The organism is Micromonospora sp. NPDC050686 (assembly GCF_040654475.1).
In the GTDB taxonomy this organism is placed as follows: domain Bacteria; phylum Actinomycetota; class Actinomycetes; order Mycobacteriales; family Micromonosporaceae; genus Micromonospora.
Map to the genome: position 1 here is coordinate 153,901 of NZ_JBFAID010000001.1, position 19,749 is coordinate 173,649.

The 19,749-nt window shown below is 75.3% G+C and carries 20 protein-coding genes; 13 read left to right on the forward strand and 7 right to left on the reverse strand.

Going from position 1 to position 19,749, the window contains the following annotated elements:
- Positions 1-55 precede the first annotated feature (55 nt).
- From AB0H57_RS00720 to AB0H57_RS00745, 6 genes are all read right to left on the reverse strand, one after another.
- Entirely contained in the window at positions 56-538 is a 483-nt protein-coding gene (locus tag AB0H57_RS00720) for a nitroreductase family deazaflavin-dependent oxidoreductase (protein WP_357501368.1), read from the reverse strand.
- A gap of 69 nt (positions 539-607) precedes the next feature.
- Positions 608-3,316: an FtsX-like permease family protein gene (locus AB0H57_RS00725; RefSeq protein WP_357501369.1), complete on the reverse strand. Its 2,709-nt coding sequence runs from the start codon at positions 3,314-3,316 to the stop codon at positions 608-610.
- Positions 3,313-4,047, reverse strand: a complete 735-nt coding sequence (locus tag AB0H57_RS00730) for an ABC transporter ATP-binding protein (RefSeq protein WP_357501370.1) — start codon at positions 4,045-4,047, stop codon at positions 3,313-3,315. The genes AB0H57_RS00725 and AB0H57_RS00730 overlap by 4 nt, the downstream gene beginning before the upstream one ends.
- Positions 4,044-4,628, reverse strand: a complete 585-nt coding sequence (locus tag AB0H57_RS00735; RefSeq protein WP_357501371.1) for a PadR family transcriptional regulator — start codon at positions 4,626-4,628, stop codon at positions 4,044-4,046. Before AB0H57_RS00735 ends, AB0H57_RS00730 begins: the two co-directional genes overlap by 4 nt.
- 79 nt (positions 4,629-4,707) lie before the next feature.
- The gene (locus tag AB0H57_RS00740) at positions 4,708-5,151 is read right to left on the reverse strand and encodes a ferritin-like domain-containing protein (protein ID WP_357501372.1); all 444 of its coding nucleotides are present in this window, start codon (positions 5,149-5,151) and stop codon (positions 4,708-4,710) included.
- Positions 5,148-5,573 carry a hypothetical protein gene (locus AB0H57_RS00745; protein WP_357501682.1) on the reverse strand — a complete coding sequence of 142 codons (426 nt, stop codon included), beginning with the start codon at positions 5,571-5,573 and terminating at the stop codon, positions 5,148-5,150. Before AB0H57_RS00745 ends, AB0H57_RS00740 begins: the two co-directional genes overlap by 4 nt.
- Positions 5,574-5,818: 245 nt before the next feature.
- On the opposite strand from AB0H57_RS00745, the gene rimP reads away from it, so the two are divergent.
- The 10 genes from rimP (at position 5,819) to AB0H57_RS00795 (ending at position 14,906) form a co-directional block, all read left to right on the forward strand.
- Positions 5,819-6,493, forward strand: a complete 675-nt coding sequence (rimP, locus tag AB0H57_RS00750) for a ribosome maturation factor RimP (RefSeq protein ID WP_357501373.1) — start codon at positions 5,819-5,821, stop codon at positions 6,491-6,493.
- A complete protein-coding gene (nusA, locus tag AB0H57_RS00755; protein WP_357501374.1) occupies positions 6,490-7,533 on the forward strand; it encodes a transcription termination factor NusA in 1,044 nt (347 codons plus the stop codon). Before rimP ends, nusA begins: the two co-directional genes overlap by 4 nt.
- 16 nt (positions 7,534-7,549) lie before the next feature.
- Complete coding sequence (locus AB0H57_RS00760; protein WP_357501375.1) at positions 7,550-7,885, forward strand: YlxR family protein; 336 nt, start codon at positions 7,550-7,552, stop codon at positions 7,883-7,885.
- A gap of 93 nt (positions 7,886-7,978) precedes the next feature.
- A complete protein-coding gene (infB, locus tag AB0H57_RS00765) occupies positions 7,979-10,981 on the forward strand; it encodes a translation initiation factor IF-2 (RefSeq protein ID WP_357501376.1) in 3,003 nt (1,000 codons plus the stop codon).
- 82 nt (positions 10,982-11,063) lie between these two features.
- Positions 11,064-12,113, forward strand: coding sequence for an SAM-dependent methyltransferase (locus AB0H57_RS00770; protein WP_357501377.1), 1,050 nt, complete (start codon positions 11,064-11,066; stop codon positions 12,111-12,113).
- A 90-nt stretch (positions 12,114-12,203) separates the two neighbouring features.
- Positions 12,204-12,497 carry a DUF503 domain-containing protein gene (locus AB0H57_RS00775; protein ID WP_357501378.1) on the forward strand — a complete coding sequence of 98 codons (294 nt, stop codon included), beginning with the start codon at positions 12,204-12,206 and terminating at the stop codon, positions 12,495-12,497.
- Positions 12,498-12,661: 164 nt separating this feature from the next.
- Positions 12,662-13,144 (forward strand): 30S ribosome-binding factor RbfA, encoded by a 483-nt coding sequence (rbfA, locus tag AB0H57_RS00780; protein ID WP_357501379.1) that lies wholly within the window; start codon positions 12,662-12,664, stop codon positions 13,142-13,144.
- Positions 13,145-13,173: 29 nt separating this feature from the next.
- The gene (locus tag AB0H57_RS00785) at positions 13,174-14,205 is read left to right on the forward strand and encodes a bifunctional oligoribonuclease/PAP phosphatase NrnA (protein ID WP_357501683.1); all 1,032 of its coding nucleotides are present in this window, start codon (positions 13,174-13,176) and stop codon (positions 14,203-14,205) included.
- A gap of 84 nt (positions 14,206-14,289) precedes the next feature.
- Positions 14,290-14,697: a hypothetical protein gene (locus AB0H57_RS00790; RefSeq protein WP_357501380.1), complete on the forward strand. Its 408-nt coding sequence runs from the start codon at positions 14,290-14,292 to the stop codon at positions 14,695-14,697.
- Positions 14,697-14,906 carry a DUF6186 family protein gene (locus tag AB0H57_RS00795; RefSeq protein ID WP_357501685.1) on the forward strand — a complete coding sequence of 70 codons (210 nt, stop codon included), beginning with the start codon at positions 14,697-14,699 and terminating at the stop codon, positions 14,904-14,906. Before AB0H57_RS00790 ends, AB0H57_RS00795 begins: the two co-directional genes overlap by 1 nt.
- 531 nt (positions 14,907-15,437) lie before the next feature.
- Here the strand turns inward: AB0H57_RS00795 and AB0H57_RS00800 are convergent.
- Positions 15,438-16,184 carry an aquaporin gene (locus tag AB0H57_RS00800; RefSeq protein ID WP_357501381.1) on the reverse strand — a complete coding sequence of 249 codons (747 nt, stop codon included), beginning with the start codon at positions 16,182-16,184 and terminating at the stop codon, positions 15,438-15,440.
- Positions 16,185-16,320: 136 nt separating this feature from the next.
- Between AB0H57_RS00800 and AB0H57_RS00805 the strand changes: the two genes are divergently transcribed.
- From AB0H57_RS00805 to AB0H57_RS00815, 3 genes are all read left to right on the forward strand, one after another.
- Entirely contained in the window at positions 16,321-17,649 is a 1,329-nt protein-coding gene (locus AB0H57_RS00805; RefSeq protein WP_357501382.1) for an MATE family efflux transporter, read from the forward strand.
- A gap of 56 nt (positions 17,650-17,705) precedes the next feature.
- Entirely contained in the window at positions 17,706-18,590 is an 885-nt protein-coding gene (truB, locus tag AB0H57_RS00810; RefSeq protein ID WP_357501383.1) for a tRNA pseudouridine(55) synthase TruB, read from the forward strand.
- A gap of 100 nt (positions 18,591-18,690) precedes the next feature.
- Complete coding sequence (locus AB0H57_RS00815) at positions 18,691-19,620, forward strand: bifunctional riboflavin kinase/FAD synthetase (protein ID WP_357501384.1); 930 nt, start codon at positions 18,691-18,693, stop codon at positions 19,618-19,620.
- Positions 19,621-19,749 lie beyond the last annotated feature (129 nt).

Below are 19,749 nucleotides of genomic sequence, written 5' to 3' on the forward strand. Positions count from 1 at the left end.
GCCCCGCCCCGGACCGACGCGCACCGCTCGGCCGGTCCGGCCCGGGGCCGCCCGATCAGTCGCCCGGGCCGGTGGGCTCGCCGGTCGGGACCAGGCGGAAGATGCGGATCTCGCGACCGCCGGCCCGCTCGACGTACGTCCGGTAGGCCGGCCACTCGGTGACCAGCAGCCGCCAGAGCCGCTCCCGTTCCGCCCCGTCGGCCAGCTCGGCGCGGACCGGCACCCGGCGGCCCTTGACGGCCACCTCGGCGGCCGGCTGGGCGAGCAGGTTCGACGCCCAGCCGGGCTGGTGCTGCTGCCCCCAGTTCGACCCGATCACCACGTACGCGGCACCGTCGGGCACGTACAGCAGCGGGTTGCTGCGCGGCTTGCCGGAGCGGCGGCCGGTGGTGGTGATGACCAGGGACGGGATCAGCCCGAGCGCGACCACCCGGCCCCGGGTGAGCCGGCCGACCAGCCGGTCGGCGGGCACGAGCAGACGGGCGGCGGCGCCGAACCAGCGGTGGTGACCGACGCGGCGGGTCAGGGCTCCCAGCACCCGTCCAGTCTGCCGGCTCCGGGCCGGCCGCGACACCCTCGCCGGCCGGCCGGCGAGGATCGAGTCCGATCAGTCGAGTCGGCGCTCGACGGCCAGCCGGGAGCGGGTGAACAGGCCGGCGCCGAGCATCGCCACCAGCGGCACCACGACCAGCACGGTGAGGATCGAACCGGGCACCACCAGCCGGTACGGCTCCTGCACCGGCCAGCTCTCGGCGTACCGGCGGTTCGCCGCGGTGAGGATGATCACCGCCGAGCCGAGTCCGGCCAGGATGCCGAGCGCCGAGCCGGTCCCGGCGATCACCCCGGCCTGGCAGAGCGACAACAGCCGGCGTACCCGAGGGCTGGCGCCCACCGCGGCCAGGGTGGACAGGTCGGCCCGGCCCTCCGCGGCGGCGAGCCCGGTGGCGATGGCCGCCGCGCCGCAGGTGACCACCGCGGCGGCCAGGGCCAGCAGGAGTAGCTGCGGTGACTGGTCCGCCTGGTACGCGCCGCGCTCCACCGCGACGTCCACCGGCAGGTACGCCCGCAGCGCCGCCGTCAACCGGGCCTGCTGGCCCTGGTCCGGCACCGCGTCGGTACCGATCACCCAGCCGAACTGCTGCCCGGTCAGCCCGAGCCGCCCGGCGGCCGCCGGGGACAGCACCAACCGGTCGGCGGACATGGCTCCGGTGAGGGCGTAGCCCGCCACGGAGATGGTCCTGGTCTCCAGCGGCTCCGGATCGTCCCCGGTCCGGGTGGCGACCACGGTGATCCGCCCGTCGGCGACCCGCCTCGGGTCGCCGACCACCACCCCGCCGGCGCGCAGCACCGCGGTCGCCGCGGCGATCGACGCCGGGTCGGCGTCGGCGAGCGCGGGCAGCGCCCGGCCGTCGTCGACGACCGCGCTCGGGTACGTCGAGTAGAAGCTGTCGGTGGCGTCGCCGCACCGGGGATCGGCACGGGCGGCCCGTTGCTCGGCGCGGCTCAGCGGCTGCCCGGGGAGGTACGGGCAGGCCCGCTCCGGCGGCAGCAGCGCGGTCACGTCGCAGTATCCGGGGTCGGTCGCGCAGACCGGGTAGGTCAGCGGGGCGGCCGATCCGCCCGGCAGGTGGGTCCGGGCCAGCTCGTCGACCACGGGCAGCGGTGGCAGCGCCGGGGCGGTGTCGTCGGCGCGGCTCGCGGTGACCAGGACGTGGCCCGGCGGCACCGACGGTCGGTACCGCGCCACCTCCCGGTCCCCCTCGCTGGCCAGGTAGACGCCGAGGGCGACGCTGCCGGCGACGGCCGCCATCACCGCGGAGATGGCCGGCGCGGCGGAGGAGCGGTTGCGGCTGGCGTCGCGCAGCGCGATGCGGGGCGCCAGCGGGAGCAGCCGGCCGAACCGGGCCAGCCCGCCGAGCATGGCGGGGGTGGCGAAGACCAGCCCCAGCTCACCGAGGACCAGCCCGAGCAGGATGCCGGTGGGTTGGCTGCGGGCCGCGCCGAACGCGGCCACCGCGCTCCCGGCGGCGGTGAGCGCCACCCCGAGGACCAGCCAGCGGCGCCGGTGCGGCGGTGCGCTGCGCCGCCCGGCCAGCCCGGCCACCACGTCCTGCCGGGCGGCCGTCCAGGCCGGGGCGAGCGCGGCGAGCACCCCGGCGGTGACCGCCACCAGCGCGATCGCGGCCAGCGCCGCCGGGAAGACCCGGTAGCCGCCGGAGCGGGCCATCAGCAGGTACTCCTCGAGCAGCGGCCGGCCGGCGAAGGCCGCCGCCACGCCCAGCGCCACCCCGATGGCCGCCCCGAGGCAGCCCAGCACGACGCCGTCGGCGAGGACCACCCGGCGCAGCTGGGCGGCGTCCCCGCCGGCGACCGCCACCAGTGCCAGCTCCCGCCGCCGGCGCCGTACGCCGACCGCGAAGGCGGGCCCGACCAGCAGCACCACCTCCAGCAGCCCCAACCCGCCGATCAGCAGGCCGTTGCCCAGCTCGTCGGCGGCCAGTCCGGGGGCCTGGTCGAGCCGGACCGCGCCGGGCGCCGCGCTGCGGGCGGTGATCAGGACCCCGTTGTCGTTGAGCCGGCGGACCAGGGCGGCGTCCGGCGGGCCGGGCAGGTCGACCATCCAGCCGAACTCGCCGGTCTGGTCGGCGCGGCTCACCGCCGCCGGGTGCAGGGCGATCACGTCGCCCAGGTCGTCCGGGAACTCCACGATGCCGACCACGGTGTAGCTGCGGGAACCGTCGGCGACTGTGACCCACCCGCCGAGGCGGGTGCCGAGGCGGGAGAGGGCGCGCTCGCTGACCGCGATCTCGGTCGGCCCGGCCGGGGCGCGTCCGGTCAGGAGTCGTGCCCGGCCCCGGGCGAGCGGGTCGGCGAGGTCCAGGGCGCGGGCGTTGAGCGACACGTCCCGGCCGTCGCGGCGGACCTCGAACGGCACCCAGTGGGCCACCGGCACAATCCGGCTGCCCGGCGGCAGCAACGCCGCCACCTCCTCCGGCCGGGCCGGGCGGCGTAGCGGCTGGTCGTCGGCCTGGCGGTAGCCGTCGCCCCAGGCGTCCTGCCGGATCCGGCCGTCCATCACGGGCCGCAGCGCGGCGTCGGCCTCCCCGAGCCGGCGGTCCAGTTGTTCGGCGCGGGTCAGCTCGGCCATGTCGTAGCTGACCGCGACGAAGGTCAGCGCCAGCACGGGCAAGGCGATCATCGCCAGCACCAGCGCGGTCCGCCCGCGCGCCCGGCGGGCCTCCCGGCGGGCGATGCGCAGCGCGGCGCGCCACGATCCGGCCAGCGCGGCGAACCGTCCGGCGCCGCGCCGGCTCACCGCGGGCTGCCGGTCAGCAACTGCTCGACGCCGGGCAGCGGGGCGGTGGAGTCGACCAGCATCCCGTCCCGCAGGAAGACCACCCGGTCGGCCCAGCCGGCGTGCCGGGCCTCGTGGGTGACCAGCACCCCGGCGGCGCCGGCATCGACCCGGGTACGCAGCAGGTGCAGCACCGCCTCCCCGGTCTGCGAGTCCAGTGCGCCGGTCGGCTCGTCGGCGAGCACCAGGCGACGCTCCCCGACCAGTGCGCGGGCGATGGCGACCCGCTGCTGCTGGCCGCCGGAGAGCTGGTCCGGGAACCGGTCGCCCAGCCCGCCCATCGCCACCTCGTCGAGCGCCGCGAGGGCCTGCCGCCGCGCCACCCGTACGCCCACCCCGTCGAGTTCGAGGGGGAGCGCCACGTTCTCGGCGGCGGTGAGGCTGCCCAGCAGGTTCAAGTCCTGGAAGATGTAGCCGATCCGGCGCCGCCGGACCTGGGCCAGCCGCCGGCGGTCCAGCTCGCCCAGCGACTGGCCCTCCACCCGCACCTCACCGGCGGTCGGGCTGTCCAGCCCGCCGGCGAGCGCCAGCAGGGTGGACTTGCCGGAGCCGGAGGGCCCCATCACGGCGACCAGTTCTCCCGGCCGCACGGTGAGGCTCACCCCGCGCAGCGCGTGCACGGTGGCCGCGCCGGCGCCGTGCGTACGGTGCACGTCGCGGACGTCGAGCACCGGTTCTGTCGTCGGACTCACCGCCGGACCTCCTGGTCGGACCGGTCCACCGCCTCGTCGGCCGCCGGAGCCGGGCGGCCGGGCGCCGGACTGTACCGGACCAGGCTCGTCTCGCAGTGGTCCAGCCAGCGGATCTCGGCCTCCGCCTGGAACACCATCGAGTCCAGCACCAGCCGCCAGGGCAGGTCCTCGGGCCGGTCGCTGGCGAACTTCAACCGGGTCAACTCCTGCAGGGTGCGCATGGTGGCGGTCCGCTGGCCCTGCACCACCGACCGGACGTCGACGCCCGGCGTGGTCAGGGCCAGGGCCAGCTTGATCGCCAGTTCGTCGCGCGGGCGGTCGGTGCGGCTGATCGGGGTGGCGAACCACAACGCCAGGTCGGCCCGGCCGGCGTCGGTGATCTCGTACGGCCGCTGGCCGCCCTCGCTCTCGGGCAGCGGGCGGACCAGCCCGTCGCGTTCCAGCCGGGACAGGGTGGTGTAGACCTGCCCGATGTTCAGTGGCCAGGTCGACCCGGTCGACTCCTCGAAGGCGGCCCGGAGTTGGTAGCCGTACATCTGGCCGCGTTCGAGGAGGGCGAGCAGCCCGTGACGGATGGACACGCAACGGAGTATGCATACCTGGTATACGGCCCGCAACCGGGACGCCGACAGCCGACTCTTCCGCCGGCCCGCGCCCGCGTCAGGCCGGGCGGCCCGGGAAGGGGACGGTGAGCGGCGTCACCCCGGCGGCCCGCCGCCAGCGGGTGGCCCGCAGCGCGCAGTCGGTGAGCGCGGCGAGCGCCCGGTTGCGGTCGGCCCCCTCGGTGTGCGCCAGGGCGGCCCGCCAGAACCCGGCGGTGCGTTCCTCGATCCCGACCGCCAGCCGCAGCGCGCTCGGCCCGTCGGAGACCGGGAAGGGGAGCGCGTACCCGGCCCGGTCGGCCGGCACCTCGCCGTCGGCGCTGAGCTGGAGGACCAGCGCGTCGCGCCGGTTGCGGTGCGCCGCCTCGGCGGCCCGGGCGGCGGACCGGTTCGCCCCGGTCAGGTGCACCCCGATCGGACCGTACGCGTAGACGGCGGCGTACTCCGCGCTCAGCGCGGCGCGCAGCGCCTCGGTGGCCCCGGCGGGCGCGCGGCGGGTCATGCCAGCACCTCGACGTGGGTGGCCCGGGCGGCGGTGATCGAGCCGAGCAGCGCCGCCCGCTCGGCGGGGGCGGCGGCGCACGCCTGCGCGGCGACCTGCCGTCCCTGCTGCTCCGCCCGGCGCAGCGCGGCGAGCGGCTCGGAGCCGGCGGGTGCGCTCGCGCTCGCGGCCGGCGATGCCGTCGGCGGCGTCCGGCCGATCACCCGGCGCAGCTCGGCGGCGTGCGCCTCGTGGGCCTCGGCGATCGGGGTGAGCCGGTCGGCGAGGCCGGGGTCCGCGGCGATCGCCGCGCGGTGCCGGCCCGCCAGATCGAGGGCCCCGGCGACGAGCGGCTCGAGTGGATCGGGCGCGGGGGGTGGGTCGTCGCCCCGGTCGAAAAGATCACAACCGGCGAGCGGCGCGGTCGCCCCACCCAGCACCAGCAGGGTGCCGGCCCGCAGCACGTTCCGCCGGGAATGCCCGATCGTCTCGTCGCGCTCTGTCGTTGCCACCGGACAAGTCAACACCATCCGTGCCGGCAGGTGGCCCACCGGCGTCGGTGCGCCGCCGGGTACGTCACCCGGCAGGCGCGTTACGCTCTGCGCAGCCACCGGACGCGTCTCGCCCCGGTGGCGTGCCGGCATGGCGGCCCGACCGGGCCGCCGTCGATCTCGGAAGGGTGCGCCAGATGACGCAGCGTGGCCGTGCCACCAGGTCGACCGGACCGTCGGGTCGTCCCCGGCGTGCCGACGGCCCCCGGGGCGGGGACCGGGCCGGCGCGCCGCGCGGTGACCTGGGTGCCCGGCGAACCCGGCTGCGCGAGGTGATCGAGCCGGTGGTCGCCGAGGCCGGCTACGACCTCGAGGACCTCTCCGTCTCCCGGGCCGGCCGGCGGCACGTGGTCCGGGTGATCGTGGACGCCGACGGCGGGATCAACCTGGACGCCGTGGCGGACGTCTCCCGGGCCGTCTCCGCCGCGCTGGACGCGGCCGAGGAGGCCGGCGGCGACCTGGTCGCCGGGGAGTACCAGCTGGAGGTCAGCTCGCCGGGGGTGGACCGGCCGCTCACCCTGCCCCGGCACTGGCGGCGCAACGTCGGCCGGCTGGTGAAGGTGACCGTGCGCGGCGCGGCGGGCCTGCCCGAGCAGCGCGCCGCCGGGGACCGGCAGCTCACCGGCCGGGTGGTCGAGGCCGACGACGAGCGCGTGGTGCTGGAGACCGACTCCGGCCGCGCCGGGCATCCGTACGCCGCGCTCGGCCCCGGCCGGGTGCAGGTGGAGTTCAGCCGCCTCGACGAGATCGACGAGGCCGACGACATTGACGACATCGACGACGAAGATGATGTGGAGGACGAGGAGAGGTGAACATCGACCTCGCGGCGCTGCGCGCACTCGAGCGCGAGCGGGAGATCCCGTTCGACACGATCCTCGCGGCGATCGAGACCGCGCTGCTGACCGCCTACCGGCACACCGAAGGCTCGGAGCCGCACGCCCGGGTGGAGATCGACCGCAAGACCGGCGCCGCCCTGGTATATGCCCAGGAGTTGGACGACGAGGGCACCGTGGTGCGGGAGTGGGACGACACTCCGCACGACTTCGGCCGGATCGCCGCCATGACCGCTAAGCAGGTGATCCTCCAGCGGCTGCGGGAGGCCACCGACGAGGTGCACTTCGGCGAGTACGTCGGCCGCGACGGTGACCTGGTCACCGGCGTGGTGCAGGCGCACGAGGCGCGGGCCGAGAAGGGCATCATCAGCGTCGACCTGGGCAAGCTGGAGGGGGTCCTGCCCCAGTCCGAGCAGGTGCCCGGCGAGCAGCCCAAGCACGGTGAGCGGATCCGCTGCGTGGTGGTGCACGTGGCGAAGGGAATGCGCGGGCCGCAGATCACGTTGTCCCGCTCGCACCCGGCGCTGGTGAAGAAGCTCTTCGCGCTGGAGGTGCCGGAGATCGCCGACGGCACCGTCGAGATCGCCGCCATCGCCCGCGAGGCCGGGCACCGCACCAAGATCGCCGTACGTTCCACCGCCTCGGGCGTCAACCCCAAGGGGGCCTGCATCGGCCCGATGGGGCAGCGGGTGCGCGCGGTGATGAGCGAGCTGCACGGCGAGAAGATCGACATCATCGACTGGTCGGACGACCCGGCCACCTTCGTCGGCAACGCGCTGTCGCCGGCCAAGGCGCTGCGGGTCGAGGTGGTCGACCTGGCCAGCCGGACGGCCCGGGTGACGGTGCCGGATTTCCAGCTCTCGCTGGCCATCGGGCGCGAAGGGCAGAATGCCCGGCTTGCCGCCCGGTTGACCGGTTGGCGGATCGACATCCGGTCGGACGCGGAGCAGTCCGCACCCGCCGGCCGGGGCGAAGCTGATCACGTCCGGGAGCCGGGCGGCGCGATCTCCGGCAGCTAGGGGTAGACTTTCGCCGGTGGTACGACGCGCGCTGCCGGAGCGCACCTGTGTGGGTTGCCGGCGACGAGCGCCGGCCGACGAACTGCTGCGGATCGTCGCGCTCGGCGACGAGGCTGGTGGTTACAGCCTCCGACCTGATCCGGCCCGCAGGATGCCGGGTCGGGGAGCGAACATGCACCCTGATCCGGCCTGCTTCGCGCAGGCGGTGCGACGCCGCGCCTTCGGGCGTGCGTTGCGGATCACCGCGATCATCGATCACGGTGAGCTGGCGGAGCACGTTCACGCGCCAAGCCCGACGTCCGGTCAACCCGACCGGGCGAGGGTCGCTAGCAAGGTAGGACGACCGACATGAGCACACGATGAAGTCCCTGAAATGACCAGGCTTCAAGTGCACGAGTGAGGTCGCTGCGGGTGCTGCCCGCACGACCTCGGAGTGAGGAGTGCAGTGGCAGGTAAGGCCCGCGTACACGAGCTTGCTAAGGAGCTCGGGGTCGAAAGCAAGACCGTGCTCGCCAAGTTGAAGGAAATGGGCGAGTTCGTCAAGTCCGCGTCGAGCACCGTCGAGGCGCCCGTCGCCCGACGGCTGCGCAACGCGTTCGTCGCCTCCGCCGGGTCTCCGGCACCGGCGGCAGCTCCCGCGGCGGCGCCGACCCCGACGCCGACCCCGACCCCGGGCGCCCCCCGGGTCTCGGCCAAGCCGATGCCGCCTCGGCGGCCGGCCGGACCGACCCCGGGCCCGAAGCCCAAGCCGCCGGTTCCCGGCCCGCCGTCCCCGGCGGCGCCGGTCGCGAAGCCGGCGAGCGCGCACGACATCGAGGTGGCGGCCGCCGAGGCGCGTGCCGCCGCGCTGAAGGCTGAGCAGGAGGCCGCGGTCAAGGCCGCCCAGGCCGCCCGCCAGCAGCAGCGCGAGAACGTCCGCCGGGAGCCTCCGGCCGAGGGCGGTCCCCGTCCGGGGCCGCGTCCCGGCCCGAGCGCCGTGCCGCCGCGGCCCGGTTCGCCGGCCGCCGGTGGCCGACCCGGCGGGCCCGCCCCGGGCCCCGGTGGCCGTCCCGGCGGTCGCCCGCCCGCGCGCGGCGCCGGTAACAACCCGTTCGGCATCTCCGGTGGCCAGCAGCGGCCGCCGGCGGCCGGCGCGGGCGGCCCGCGGCCCAACCCGGCGGGCATGCCGCCGCGGCCGAGCCCGGCGTCGATGCCGCCGCGGCCCAGCCCGGCGTCCATGCCGAGTCAGCGTCCCGGTCGCCCGGGTGGTCCCGGCGCCGGTCGCCCCGGTGGCGGCGCCGGTCGTCCCGGTGGCGGCGCTGGTGGCGGTGGCGGTGGCTACCGCGGCGGTCCCGGTGGTGGCGCCGGCGGTGGCGGTGGCGGTGGCTACCGCGGCGGTCCCGGTGGTGGCGCCGGCGGTGGCGGTGGCTACCGAGGTGGCCCCGGCGGCGGTGGCGGTGCTCCCGGCGGTGGTTTCCGTCCGGGTGGTCCGGCCGGTGGCGGCGGTCGTCCCGGTGGCGGCGGTCGTGGCCGTGGCGGCGGTGCCGCGGGTGCCTTCGGGCGTCCGGGTGGCCGGCCGACCCGCGGTCGCAAGTCCAAGAAGCAGCGCAGACAGGAGTTCGACAACCTGTCGGCCCCGACCATGTCCTCGGGTGCTCCCCGGGGCCAGGGTCAGGTCGTCCGGTTGTCCCGTGGCGCCTCGCTGTCGGACTTCGCCGACAAGATCAACGCCAACCCGGGTTCCCTGGTCCAGGAGATGTTCAACCTGGGCGAGATGGTGACCGCGACCCAGTCCTGCTCGGACGAGACCCTGCAGCTGCTGGGTGAGCACCTCGGCTTCGACGTGCAGATCGTCAGCCCGGAGGACGAGGACCGCGAGCTGCTCGCGCAGTTCAACATCGACCTCGACGCCGAGGTGGCGGAGGACCGCCTGGTCAGCCGGGCGCCGGTGGTGACCGTCATGGGTCACGTCGACCACGGTAAGACCAAGCTGCTCGACGCCATCCGTAAGGCGAACGTGGTGGCCGGTGAGGCGGGTGGCATCACCCAGCACATCGGCGCGTACCAGGTCCACGTCCCGCACGAGGGCGAGGACCGCGCGGTCACCTTCATCGACACCCCGGGTCACGAGGCGTTCACCGCCATGCGTGCCCGTGGTGCCCAGGTCACCGACATCGTGATCCTGGTGGTCGCAGCTGACGACGGCGTCATGCCGCAGACCATCGAGGCGTTGAACCACGCCAAGGCGGCCGACGTGCCGATCGTGGTCGCGGTCAACAAGGTCGACAAGCCGGACGCCAACCCGGACAAGGTCCGCCAGCAGCTGACCGAGTACGGCCTGGTCGCCGAGGAGTACGGCGGCGAGACCATGTTCGTCAACGTGGCCGCGAAGCCCGGCATCGGCATCGACGACCTCCTGGAGGCCGTCCTGCTGACCGCCGACGCGTCGCTGGAGCTGACCGCTCCGATCGACGGGCCGGCGCAGGGTGTGGCCATCGAGGCGCACCTGGACAAGGGCCGCGGTGCGGTGGCGACGGTGCTGGTGCAGAAGGGCACCCTGCGGGCGGGCGACTCGATCGTCGCCGGTGGGGCGCACGGCCGGGTTCGGGCCATGCTCGACGAGAACGGCAACCAGGTCGAGGAGGCCGGGCCGGCGCGTCCGGTCATGGTGCTCGGCCTCACCGCGCCGCCGAGCGCGGGCGACACCTTCCTGGCGGCGGCGGACGACCGTACGGTGCGGCAGATCGCCGAGCAGCGCCAGGCGCGGCGGCGGGCGGCGGCCTTCGCCAACTCCCGCGGTCGGGCCACCCTCGAGACGCTCATGGAGCAGCTCAAGGAGGGCGAGAAGACGTCGCTCAACCTCATCCTCAAGGGCGATGTCTCCGGTTCGGTGGAGGCGTTGGAGGACGCGCTGTTCAACCTCGACATCCCCGAGGAGGTCCAGCTCAAGGTCCTCGACCGGGGCGTCGGCGCGATCACCGAGAGCAACGTGATGCTCGCGAGCGCGTCGTCCGAGCCGGTCACGATCATCGGCTTCAACGTGCGGGCCGCCAACAAGGTCCGTGAGATGGCCGACCGCGAGGGCGTGGAGATCCGGTACTACACGGTCATCTACCAGGCCATCGAGGAGATCGAGGCGGCGCTCAAGGGCCTGCTCAAGCCGGAGTACGAGGAGGTCGAGCTGGGCACCGCGGAGATCCGCGACGTGTTCCGTTCGTCCAAGATCGGCAACATCTCCGGTTGTATCGTCCGGTCCGGCATCATCCGCCGCAACGCCAAGGCGCGGCTGCTGCGGGACGGGGCGGTCGTGGCGGACAATCTCACCATCAGCTCGCTGAAGCGGTTCAAGGACGACGCGACGGAGGTCCGCGAGGGCTTCGAGTGCGGTCTGACCCTGGCTGGTTACAACAACGTCCAGGTCGGCGACGTCATCGAAACCTTCGAGATGCGGGAGAAGCCGCGCGCCTGAGCGGTGTGCACGACCGGTCGACGGCCGGGACCCTGGTGGGTCCCGGCCGTCGCCGTCTCTCCGGGCTGCGACAATTCCCGGCGTGCTCAGGTACGCGCTGCTGCTCGCCCCGTCCGCCAATCGGGTCTACGCCGACGCCGCCGGCCGGCTGGCCCGCGCCGAGCTGGAGATCTTCGCCGGTTCCGGGGTGCTCGGCGCCGCGCCGGTCGACGCCGCCACCGAGCGGATCGGCGGGGTGGACTACCTGACCTTCGCCGTCCCGGAGCCCGGGCTCGGCGGCCGGGACCTGGCCTACCTGGCGAACCTGTCGGCCGCGTACGCGCTGTTCGAGCGGGTCGGGGACGAGCTGCTGCGGCCGGTGCCGCTGCACCCTCTGGCGCGCTACGACGCCGACCTGATCACCATTCCCAAGTACGCCGGCAAGACCAACGAGCAGTTCACCCGGCTGCTGCTCAACGCCACCCTGCTCGCCTCCGCCTCGGCCGCGGTGATGCTCGACCGCCAGCTGGTGGTGCTGGACCCGCTCTGCGGGCGGGGGACCACCCTCAACCAGGCGCTGATGTACGGCTACGACGGCATCGGCGTGGAACTCGACGGCAAGGACGTCGACGCGTACGTGGCGTTCCTGCGCACCTGGCTGCGCCGCAAGCGGCTCAAGCACACGGCCGAGATCGTGCCGGTGCGGCGGGACCGCAAGCTGCTCGCGCGCCGGTTCGAGGCGGTGCTCGCCCCCTCCCGAGAGGACCACCGGTCCGGGGCCACCCAGCGGGTGACCGTGCTGCACACCGACACCACCGGGGCCCGCGAGGTGCTCCGGGCCGGCTGCGCCGACGTGATCGTCACCGACGCCCCGTACGGGGTGGCGCACGGCGCGCGGACCGCGGACCGGGGCCTGTCCCGCAGCCCGCTGAACCTGCTGGCCGCCGCCGTGCCGGTCTGGCGCCAGCTGCTGCGCCCCGGCGGCGCGCTGGGGCTGTCCTGGAACACGCAGGTCACGCCGCGGCCGGCGGCCGAGGAGGTGCTGGCCGGGGCGGGACTGCGGGTGGTCGACGGCCCCGGCTGGCGGGACCTCGCGCACCGGGTGGACCAGGCCATCGACCGGGACGTGCTGGTGGCGGTCGCCCTGAGCTGAGGCAGGTGGTCCGGTGGCCGCCGTGATCGTTGCCGCCGGGGGCGGAAATCCGGTGATCGTGCCGGTGGCGGTGGCGTACCGTTTCCCGCCGTGTATACCGGAACCGCGCTGTTCGACCTGTTGCTGCCCGGGGACTCCCGCTCCCTGAAGGCGAAGCGCTCCTACGTCCGTCCGATCGTCGCCGCGCTGCGCCGCTTCGAGGTGTCGGTGGCCGAGACCGGCGCCCTGGATCTCACCGGCCGGGCCGAGATCGGGGTGGCGGTGGTGGCCGCCGAGGCGGCACACGTGCGGGAGGTGCTCGACTCGTGCGAGCGCCTGGTCGCCGCCCGGCCCGAGGCGGAGCTGTTGTCGGTCCGCCGCCGCCTCTACGGCGCGGAGGACTGAGCCTGCGGGCACGCCCACCCGAGGTGTTGGAAGGGGCCCCTGCGCTACCGAAAGCGTTAGCAGGGGCGCCTCCTTGCGGGGGTGGCGGGGGTGCGCGGGGGGCGGGGCGGCGCGGGTAGGGTTCGAGGTGTCGGGCGAGGCAGCACGCGCTGGAGGTGGGGGAGATGACGGATCCGGCCAAGGTACGCCGGCACGCGGAGCGCATCCGTGAACTGGTCGCGTCGGTGGTGCGGAGCCAGATCAAGGACCCCCGGCTCGGCATGATCACCATCACCGACGCCCGGATCACGGCCGACCTGCGCGACGCCACGGTCTTCTACACCGTGCTCGGCGACGCGGCCGCCCAGGCCAGCACCGCCGCCGCGCTGGAGAGCGCCAAGGGCATGCTGCGCAGCACGGTGGGCAAGGCCCTCGGGCTGCGCCACTCGCCGACCCTGACCTTCGTCCTGGACGACGTGCAGGACCAGGTCAAGCACATCGACGACCTGCTCGCCGCGGCCCGTACGGCCGACGCCGAGGTGCAGCGGCTGGCCGCGCAGTCCAGCTATGCCGGCGAGGCCCAGCCGTACCGGGTCGACGAGGACGAGGACGAGGACGCCGAGGACGCGGACGAGAGCGACGCCCCGTCCGCCACGGACCGGCGGTGACCGACTCCCCGGACCGGCCGGCGGATCGGGTGCCCCGGCAGTCGCCGCCCGCCGGTCCGGGCGAGCCGGACTGGGCGGCCGCCGTCGCGGCGGTACGCGGCCTCGGCCCCGAGTCCCGGGTGCTGCTGATCTGCCACGTCAACCCGGACGGCGACGCGCTGGGCAGCATGCTCGGCTTCGGGTTGGGCCTGCGCCGGCTGGGCGTACGGCAGCTCCAGGCCACGTTCCCCGGCCCGCCGGAGGTTCCGGAGCCGTTCCGCTGGCTGCCTGGGCTGGAGCTGCTGGTGCCGGCGACGGGGGCGTACCGGGACCCGGACCTGGTGGTCTGCTTCGACGCGGCCAGCGAGTCGCGCCTCGGCGAGCTGGCCGGCCGGCTGGCGGTGCCGGGGCCGGTGCTGGTGCTCGACCACCACGCCTCCAACACCGGGTTCGGTGACGTCCAGCTGGTGGATCCGGCCGCGGCGGCCACCTCGGTGGTCGCCGAGGAGCTGCTGGCCCGGCTGGACGTGCCGCTGGACGCGGAGATCGCCGCCTGCCTCTACGTCGCGCTGACCACGGACACCGGCTCGTTCCGCTTCGACGCGACCACCCCGGCCGTGCACCAGCTGGCCGCCCGCCTGCTGGCCACCGGCATCCGCCCCGGCGACATCTCCCGGGAGGTCTTCGACACCCGCCCGTTCGGGGCGGTCCGCCTCTTCGGCGAGGTGCTCGGCCGGGCCCGCCTGGAGCCGCCGGCCGCCGCCGGCAACGGCCTGGTGTGGACGTACGCCACCCAGGACGACCTGGCCCGGCACGGCCAGCGGCCGTACGTGCTGGAGGCGCTGATCGACTCGGTCCGGTGCACCGCGGAGGCCGACGTGGCGTGCGTGCTGAAGCAGGTCGGCCCGGGTGAGTGGGCGGTCTCCCTGCGCAGCAAGGGCGCGGTCGACGTGAGCCGGGTGGCGACGGCGCTCGGCGGGGGCGGGCACCGGTTCGCGGCCGGTTTCACCGGCCGCGGCGACGCCGACGCGGTGGTCGACCGGATCCGGGCGGAGCTGGACTCGGCGCTGGTCACCTCCTGAGCCCGGCCCCCGGGCCCGGAGATCAGGGTCACCTCCGGGGGTGTCGGTCTTCCAGCCCCGCGTGACGGCGGGGAGAATCGGGGGATGGAGCAGCCCCGCGAGCTCGTCGTCGAGGCACCCCGGGCGTGGGACAGGCCGGTGGTCACCGTGCCGGTGCTGGTCTGCATCTCGGTGGTGGGCGGTCAGTTCCCCTCCTTCTCCGCGGCGGCGAACATCTGGACGCTGGGCACCGGTGGCGCCCTGATCTGGCTCGGTCTGGGCAACCGGGTACCGCGCCGGCCGGCCCCCCGCCGGGTGGGCCGGGCGGCGGGATGGTGGCTGCTGCCGGTCACCGTCTTCGGCGTCTTCGAGGGCGCCACGTTCGTGATGTCGGTGGGTGACGAGTTCCCGACCTTCTCCCGGCTGGCGGACCCGCTGCTGGAGGACCCGATGGTCCGGTCGGCGGCCTGGTTCGCCTGGCTGGCCGCGTTCTGGGGGCTGGCCCGCCGATGATGCGCATGCTGGCCATCGGCGGTTTCCTGGTCGCCCTGGCGCTGTTCGCGCTGCTGGAGGTGCTCTCCCGGCGGGAGGGTTCGCGCATCCCGTCGCTCGGGGTGGTCTGCGCGTACGTGATGCGCTACGAGGTCGGCCCGGTGCCGGTGGGCCGGATCGGACTTTTCGGCTTCTGGTGGTGGCTCGGCTGGCACTTCCTCGCCCGCTGACCCGTCCTTTCCACGCCCTCCGCCGCCCGCCCCGTCACCCCGCCGCCCGCCGGTACGAGCGGGCTCTGCCGCCTCGCGGCGGTCGGCCCGCGCCCGTTGACCTGCCGGTTCGTCATCCCTGTCCAGATGACGGGAAGCCTGGACAACATGTGGAAAGTAAACGTTAACTTGGGAACGGACCGGCGTCCGGACGGACGCGGGTCGCGGGGCGGTGGCGCCACACCCGGCGTCGCCTCCTTCCAGGGTCAGACCGACCCGGGCTCACGCTGCCAGGCGAGCCGCTCCGGTGATCCCGGACCGCCCGCCCGGCGCTCAGCAGGACCGCCCGTAGGGGGCCGCCGGTGTCGGTGGCCCGACCCGCCCTGGAAGGGAACTCCCATGGCCAGCAAGCCCAAGCCCGAGAACACCGACGAGGCCCGCGAGCAGATGCGGCGCGCGCTGCAGACGTCGATGGACACCCGCCAGTGACCCAGCCGGACCCGGCGGTGGCGCCGGCCGCCTGAGCCCCCCCGGGCCGTGCCGGGCCGGGGCTCAGTGCCGGGCGGTGCCCTGGGCGGTACGTCGGCTGATCCGGCTGCCGCCCGGCCCGCGCAGCACCGCGGCGACCGCCACCGCCACCGGCACCGCCAGCAGCGGGCCGAGCAGGTACGCCCACCAGGCCCGGGGCTGGCCGTACACCAGGGCGGGGCCGAGCGAGCGGAACACGTTCATCGACGCCCCGGTCAGGGGCGAGGCCCAGAGGCCGGCCAGGGCGAGGTAGCCGCCGACGGCGACGGCGGCCAGCCCGCCGACGTTCTGCGCGCCGGAGGCGGTGCCGAGGATGGTGCTGAGCAGCCCGACGGTGAGGATCAGCTCCCAGAGCAGGGCGAGCCGGGCGTCCACCCCCGCGCCGGGCAGGGTGAGCCCGGCGGTGCCATGCCCGCCGAGCGACCCGGCGAGTAGCCCGGCCGCGGAGACCGCCCCGGCGAACTGGGCGGCGAGGTAGCCCGGCACCCGCCGCCACGGGAAGTCCCGGCGCAGGGCGAAGGCGAGCGTCACGGACGGGTTGAGGTGGGCGCCGGAGACCGTCCCCATGAACAGGATGATCGAGGCCAGCATCAGGCCGGGGCTGACGACCGCGGCGGTGCGGCTGACCGCCTCCGCGCCGACCCGCTGGTTGACCACCCCGGGCCCGACGGAGGCCAGCACCAGCAGGAAGGTGCCGAGGTACTCACCGAAGAACCGCCGCCACCAGAGCGGGTCCTCGCCGTCGACGATCGCCTCGCCGCCCGCCGCCATGGCCTCACCGTACGACGGGATGGGGGCGCCGGGACGCGGGTCGGCGAGGCCGGTACCCGACGGCGGGCCCAGGTGGGTGCTGTAAGCAATGAAGAGGCTTGCGTCCCTTACCGACGGCGTGCCAGGATCGGCGTCGATGAGCCAGCCTGCCCCCGCCACCGCCCCCGTCGACGCCACCGCGCGCCGGGTCGCCGCCCTCGCCCTGCCCGCCCTGGTGGTGCTCGCCGCCGAGCCGCTCTACGTGCTGGTCGACACGGCCGTGGTGGGGCACCTCGGCCGGGTGCCGCTGGCCGCGCTCGCCGTCGCCGGCACGGTGATGACCCTGGTCGCCTGGCTCGGCACCGTCGTCGCGTACGGCACGACCGGGCGGTCGGCCCGCCGGTTCGGGGCCGGCGACCGGGCCGCCGCGGTGGCCGAGGGGGTGCAGGCCTCGTGGCTCGCCCTCGGGGTGGGGCTGCTGGTCGCGGCCGGCATGCAGGTCGGCGGCGGTGCGCTGGCGCGTACCCTCGTCGGCGAGCCCGGGGCGGTGGCCGACGCCGCCGGGCACTGGCTGCGGATCGCGGCCCTGGGCGCCCCCGGCCTGCTGCTCGCCGCCGCCGGAAACGGCTGGCTGCGCGGCATCCAGGACACCCGGCGGCCGCTGTGGTTCGTGCTCGGCCCCAACCTGCTCTCCGCCCTGCTCTGCCCGCTGCTGGTCTATCCGGCCGGGCTGGGCCTGGTCGGCTCGGCGGTGGCCAACGCACTGGCGCAGACCCTCTCCGGGGTCCTCTTCGCCGCCGCGCTGGTCCGCGAGCGGGTCCCGCTGCGCCCCCGGCCCCGGCTGATCCGGCAGCAACTGGGACTCAGCCGCGACCTGCTCGTCCGCGGCGTGGCCTTCCAGGCCAGCTTCCTGGCCGCCACGGCGGTCGCCGCCCGGTTCGGCGCCGCCGCCGTCGGCGCCCACCAGATCGCCCTGCAACTATGGTTCTTCACCGCGCTGGTGCTGGACGCGCTCGCCATCGCCGCCCAGTCGCTGATCGGCGCCGCGCTCGGCGCCGGCGACGCGCCCGGCGCCCGCGCGCTGGCCCGCCGCCTCGCGCTGTTCGGCGGGGCCTGCGGCGTGGGGTTCGCGGTGCTCATCGCCGCCGGCGCCGGCGTGGTCCCGGCGCTGTTCAGCGCCGACCCCGAGGTACGCGAGCAGGCCATGGTGGCCTGGCCCTGGTTCGTGGCGTTGCAGCCGATCGGCGGCGTGGTGTTCGCCCTCGACGGGGTGCTGATCGGCGCGGGGGACGTCCGCTACCTGCGCAACCTCACCATCGTGGCCGCGCTGGGCGGGTTCCTGCCGGCGATCTGGCTGGCCTACGCGCTCGACCTGGGGCTGGGCGGGATCTGGGCCGGGCTGATGCTCTTCGTGGTGCTGCGGCTGGTGGCCCTGCTGCTGCGGCTGCGCTCCGGCGGCTGGGCGGTGGTCGGCGCCGTGCGCTGAGCCGGGCCGTACGTCGGTGGCGGCGCGCGCCGCCCCGTCTGGCAGGCTTGGCGGTCGTGAGCACAGACGGTCTGATCGTGGTGGACAAGCCAGGCGGCATGACGTCGCACGACGTGGTGGCGCGGATCCGGCGGCTCGCCCGGACCCGCCGGGTCGGGCACGGCGGCACCCTGGACCCGATGGCCACCGGTGTGCTGGTGATCGGGGTGGGGCGGGCCACCCGGCTGCTCACCTACGTGATCGGGGCGGGCAAGAGCTACGCCGCCACGGTCCGCCTCGGCCAGGCCACCGTCACCGACGACGCCGAGGGCGACGTGATCGCCACCACCCCGGCCGGCCCGGTCACCGACGACGCGATCCGCGCCGCGTTCGCCGCGCTGACCGGCGAGATCGACCAGGTGCCGAGTGCGGTGAGCGCCATCAAGGTCGACGGGCAGCGGGCGTACAAGCGGGTCCGCGAGGGGGAGAGCTTCGAGCTGCCGGCCCGGCGGGTCACCGTCTCCCGGCTCGACGTGCTGGCGATCCGGCGGGACGCCCCCGACGTGGTCGACGTCGACGTCAACGTGACCTGCTCGTCCGGGACGTACATCCGGGCGTTGGCCCGCGACGCCGGGCTGGCGCTGGGCGTGGGCGGCCACCTGACCGCGCTGCGGCGTACCGCGGTGGGCGGGTTCACCCTGGCCGAGGCGGCCACCCTCGACGAGCTGGAGCAGCGGGCCCCCGAGGTGGTGAACCTGCCGCTCGACGCGGCGGCCGGCCGGTTCTTCCCGCGCCGGGACGCCGGCGTCGAGGAGGCGAAGCTGCTCTCCCACGGCGGTCCCCTCGACCCGGCGGGCATCGACGGACCGTACGCCGTCTTCGGCCCGGACGGCGGGCTGATCGCTATCGTCAGCGAGCGGGGCGGGCGGGCCCGCGCGGAGATCGTGCTCGCCCCGGCGTGACGGCGGGCGGCGGGTGCGGCGGGTGGAAGCGTTAACAGGGGCCCCTTCCTATACGCCAGGCGTTAACAAGGGGCCCTTCCTTGCACAGGGGAGGAGCGGCATGCAGCGGTGGCGGGGGTACGAGGCGGCGCCCGGCGGGTGGGGGCGTTCCGTCGTCACCATCGGCGTCTTCGACGGCGTGCACAAGGGCCACCAGGCGACCATCGGACATGCCGTGGCCCGCGCCCGGGAGTTGGGCGTCAGGTCGGTGGTGGTCACCTTCGACCCGCACCCGGCCGAGGTGGTCCGCCCGGGTTCGCACCCGGCGGTGCTCACCGAGCCGGCCCGCAAGGCCGAGCTGATCGAGGCGCTCGGCGCGGACGTGCTCTGCGTGGTGCCGTTCACCCCGGAGTTCTCCCGGCTGTCGGCCGAGGCGTTCGTGCACGACATCCTGGTCGAGCACCTGCACGCCGCGCTGGTGGTGGTGGGGGACAACTTCCGGTTCGGGCACCGGGCGGCCGGTGACGTCGCCCTGCTGGAGCGGCTCGGCCGGACCTTCGGCTTCGGGGTGGAGGGCGCCCCACTGGTCGCCGAGGCCGGCACCGTCTTCTCCTCCACGTACATCCGGTCCTGCGTCGACGCGGGCGACGTGGCCGCGGCGGCCGCCGCGCTGGGCCGGCCGCACCGCCTGGAGGGTGTGGTGGTCCGCGGCGACCAGCGCGGACGCGAGCTGGGCTACCCCACCGCCAACCTGCTCTGCCACCGGTACGCGGCGGTGCCCGCCGACGGCATCTACGCCGCCCGGCTGGTCCGGCGGGACCACCGGGAGCCGCTGGCCGCAGCCGTCTCCATCGGCACCAACCCCACCTTCTCCGGGCGCGAGCGCCGGGTGGAGGCGTACGTGCTGGACTTCTCCGGCGACCTGTACGGCGAGCGGCTGGCCCTGGACTTCGTGGCGCACCTGCGCGAGCAGCGCAGATACGACGCGATCGAGCCGTTGGTGGCGCAGATCGCCGAGGACGTGGAGCGGACCCGGCGGGCGCTGGGCTGAGCCACCGGCGGCATCCCGCGGGGGCGTCCGGTGGCCCTTGACCGGGTGCTTCCCCCAGGTGCTGGTAGTCTGGCGGGGACGTCGGCTGACCGACGTGGGGCCTCGCGTGCCTGCACGACGCCGCGGGTG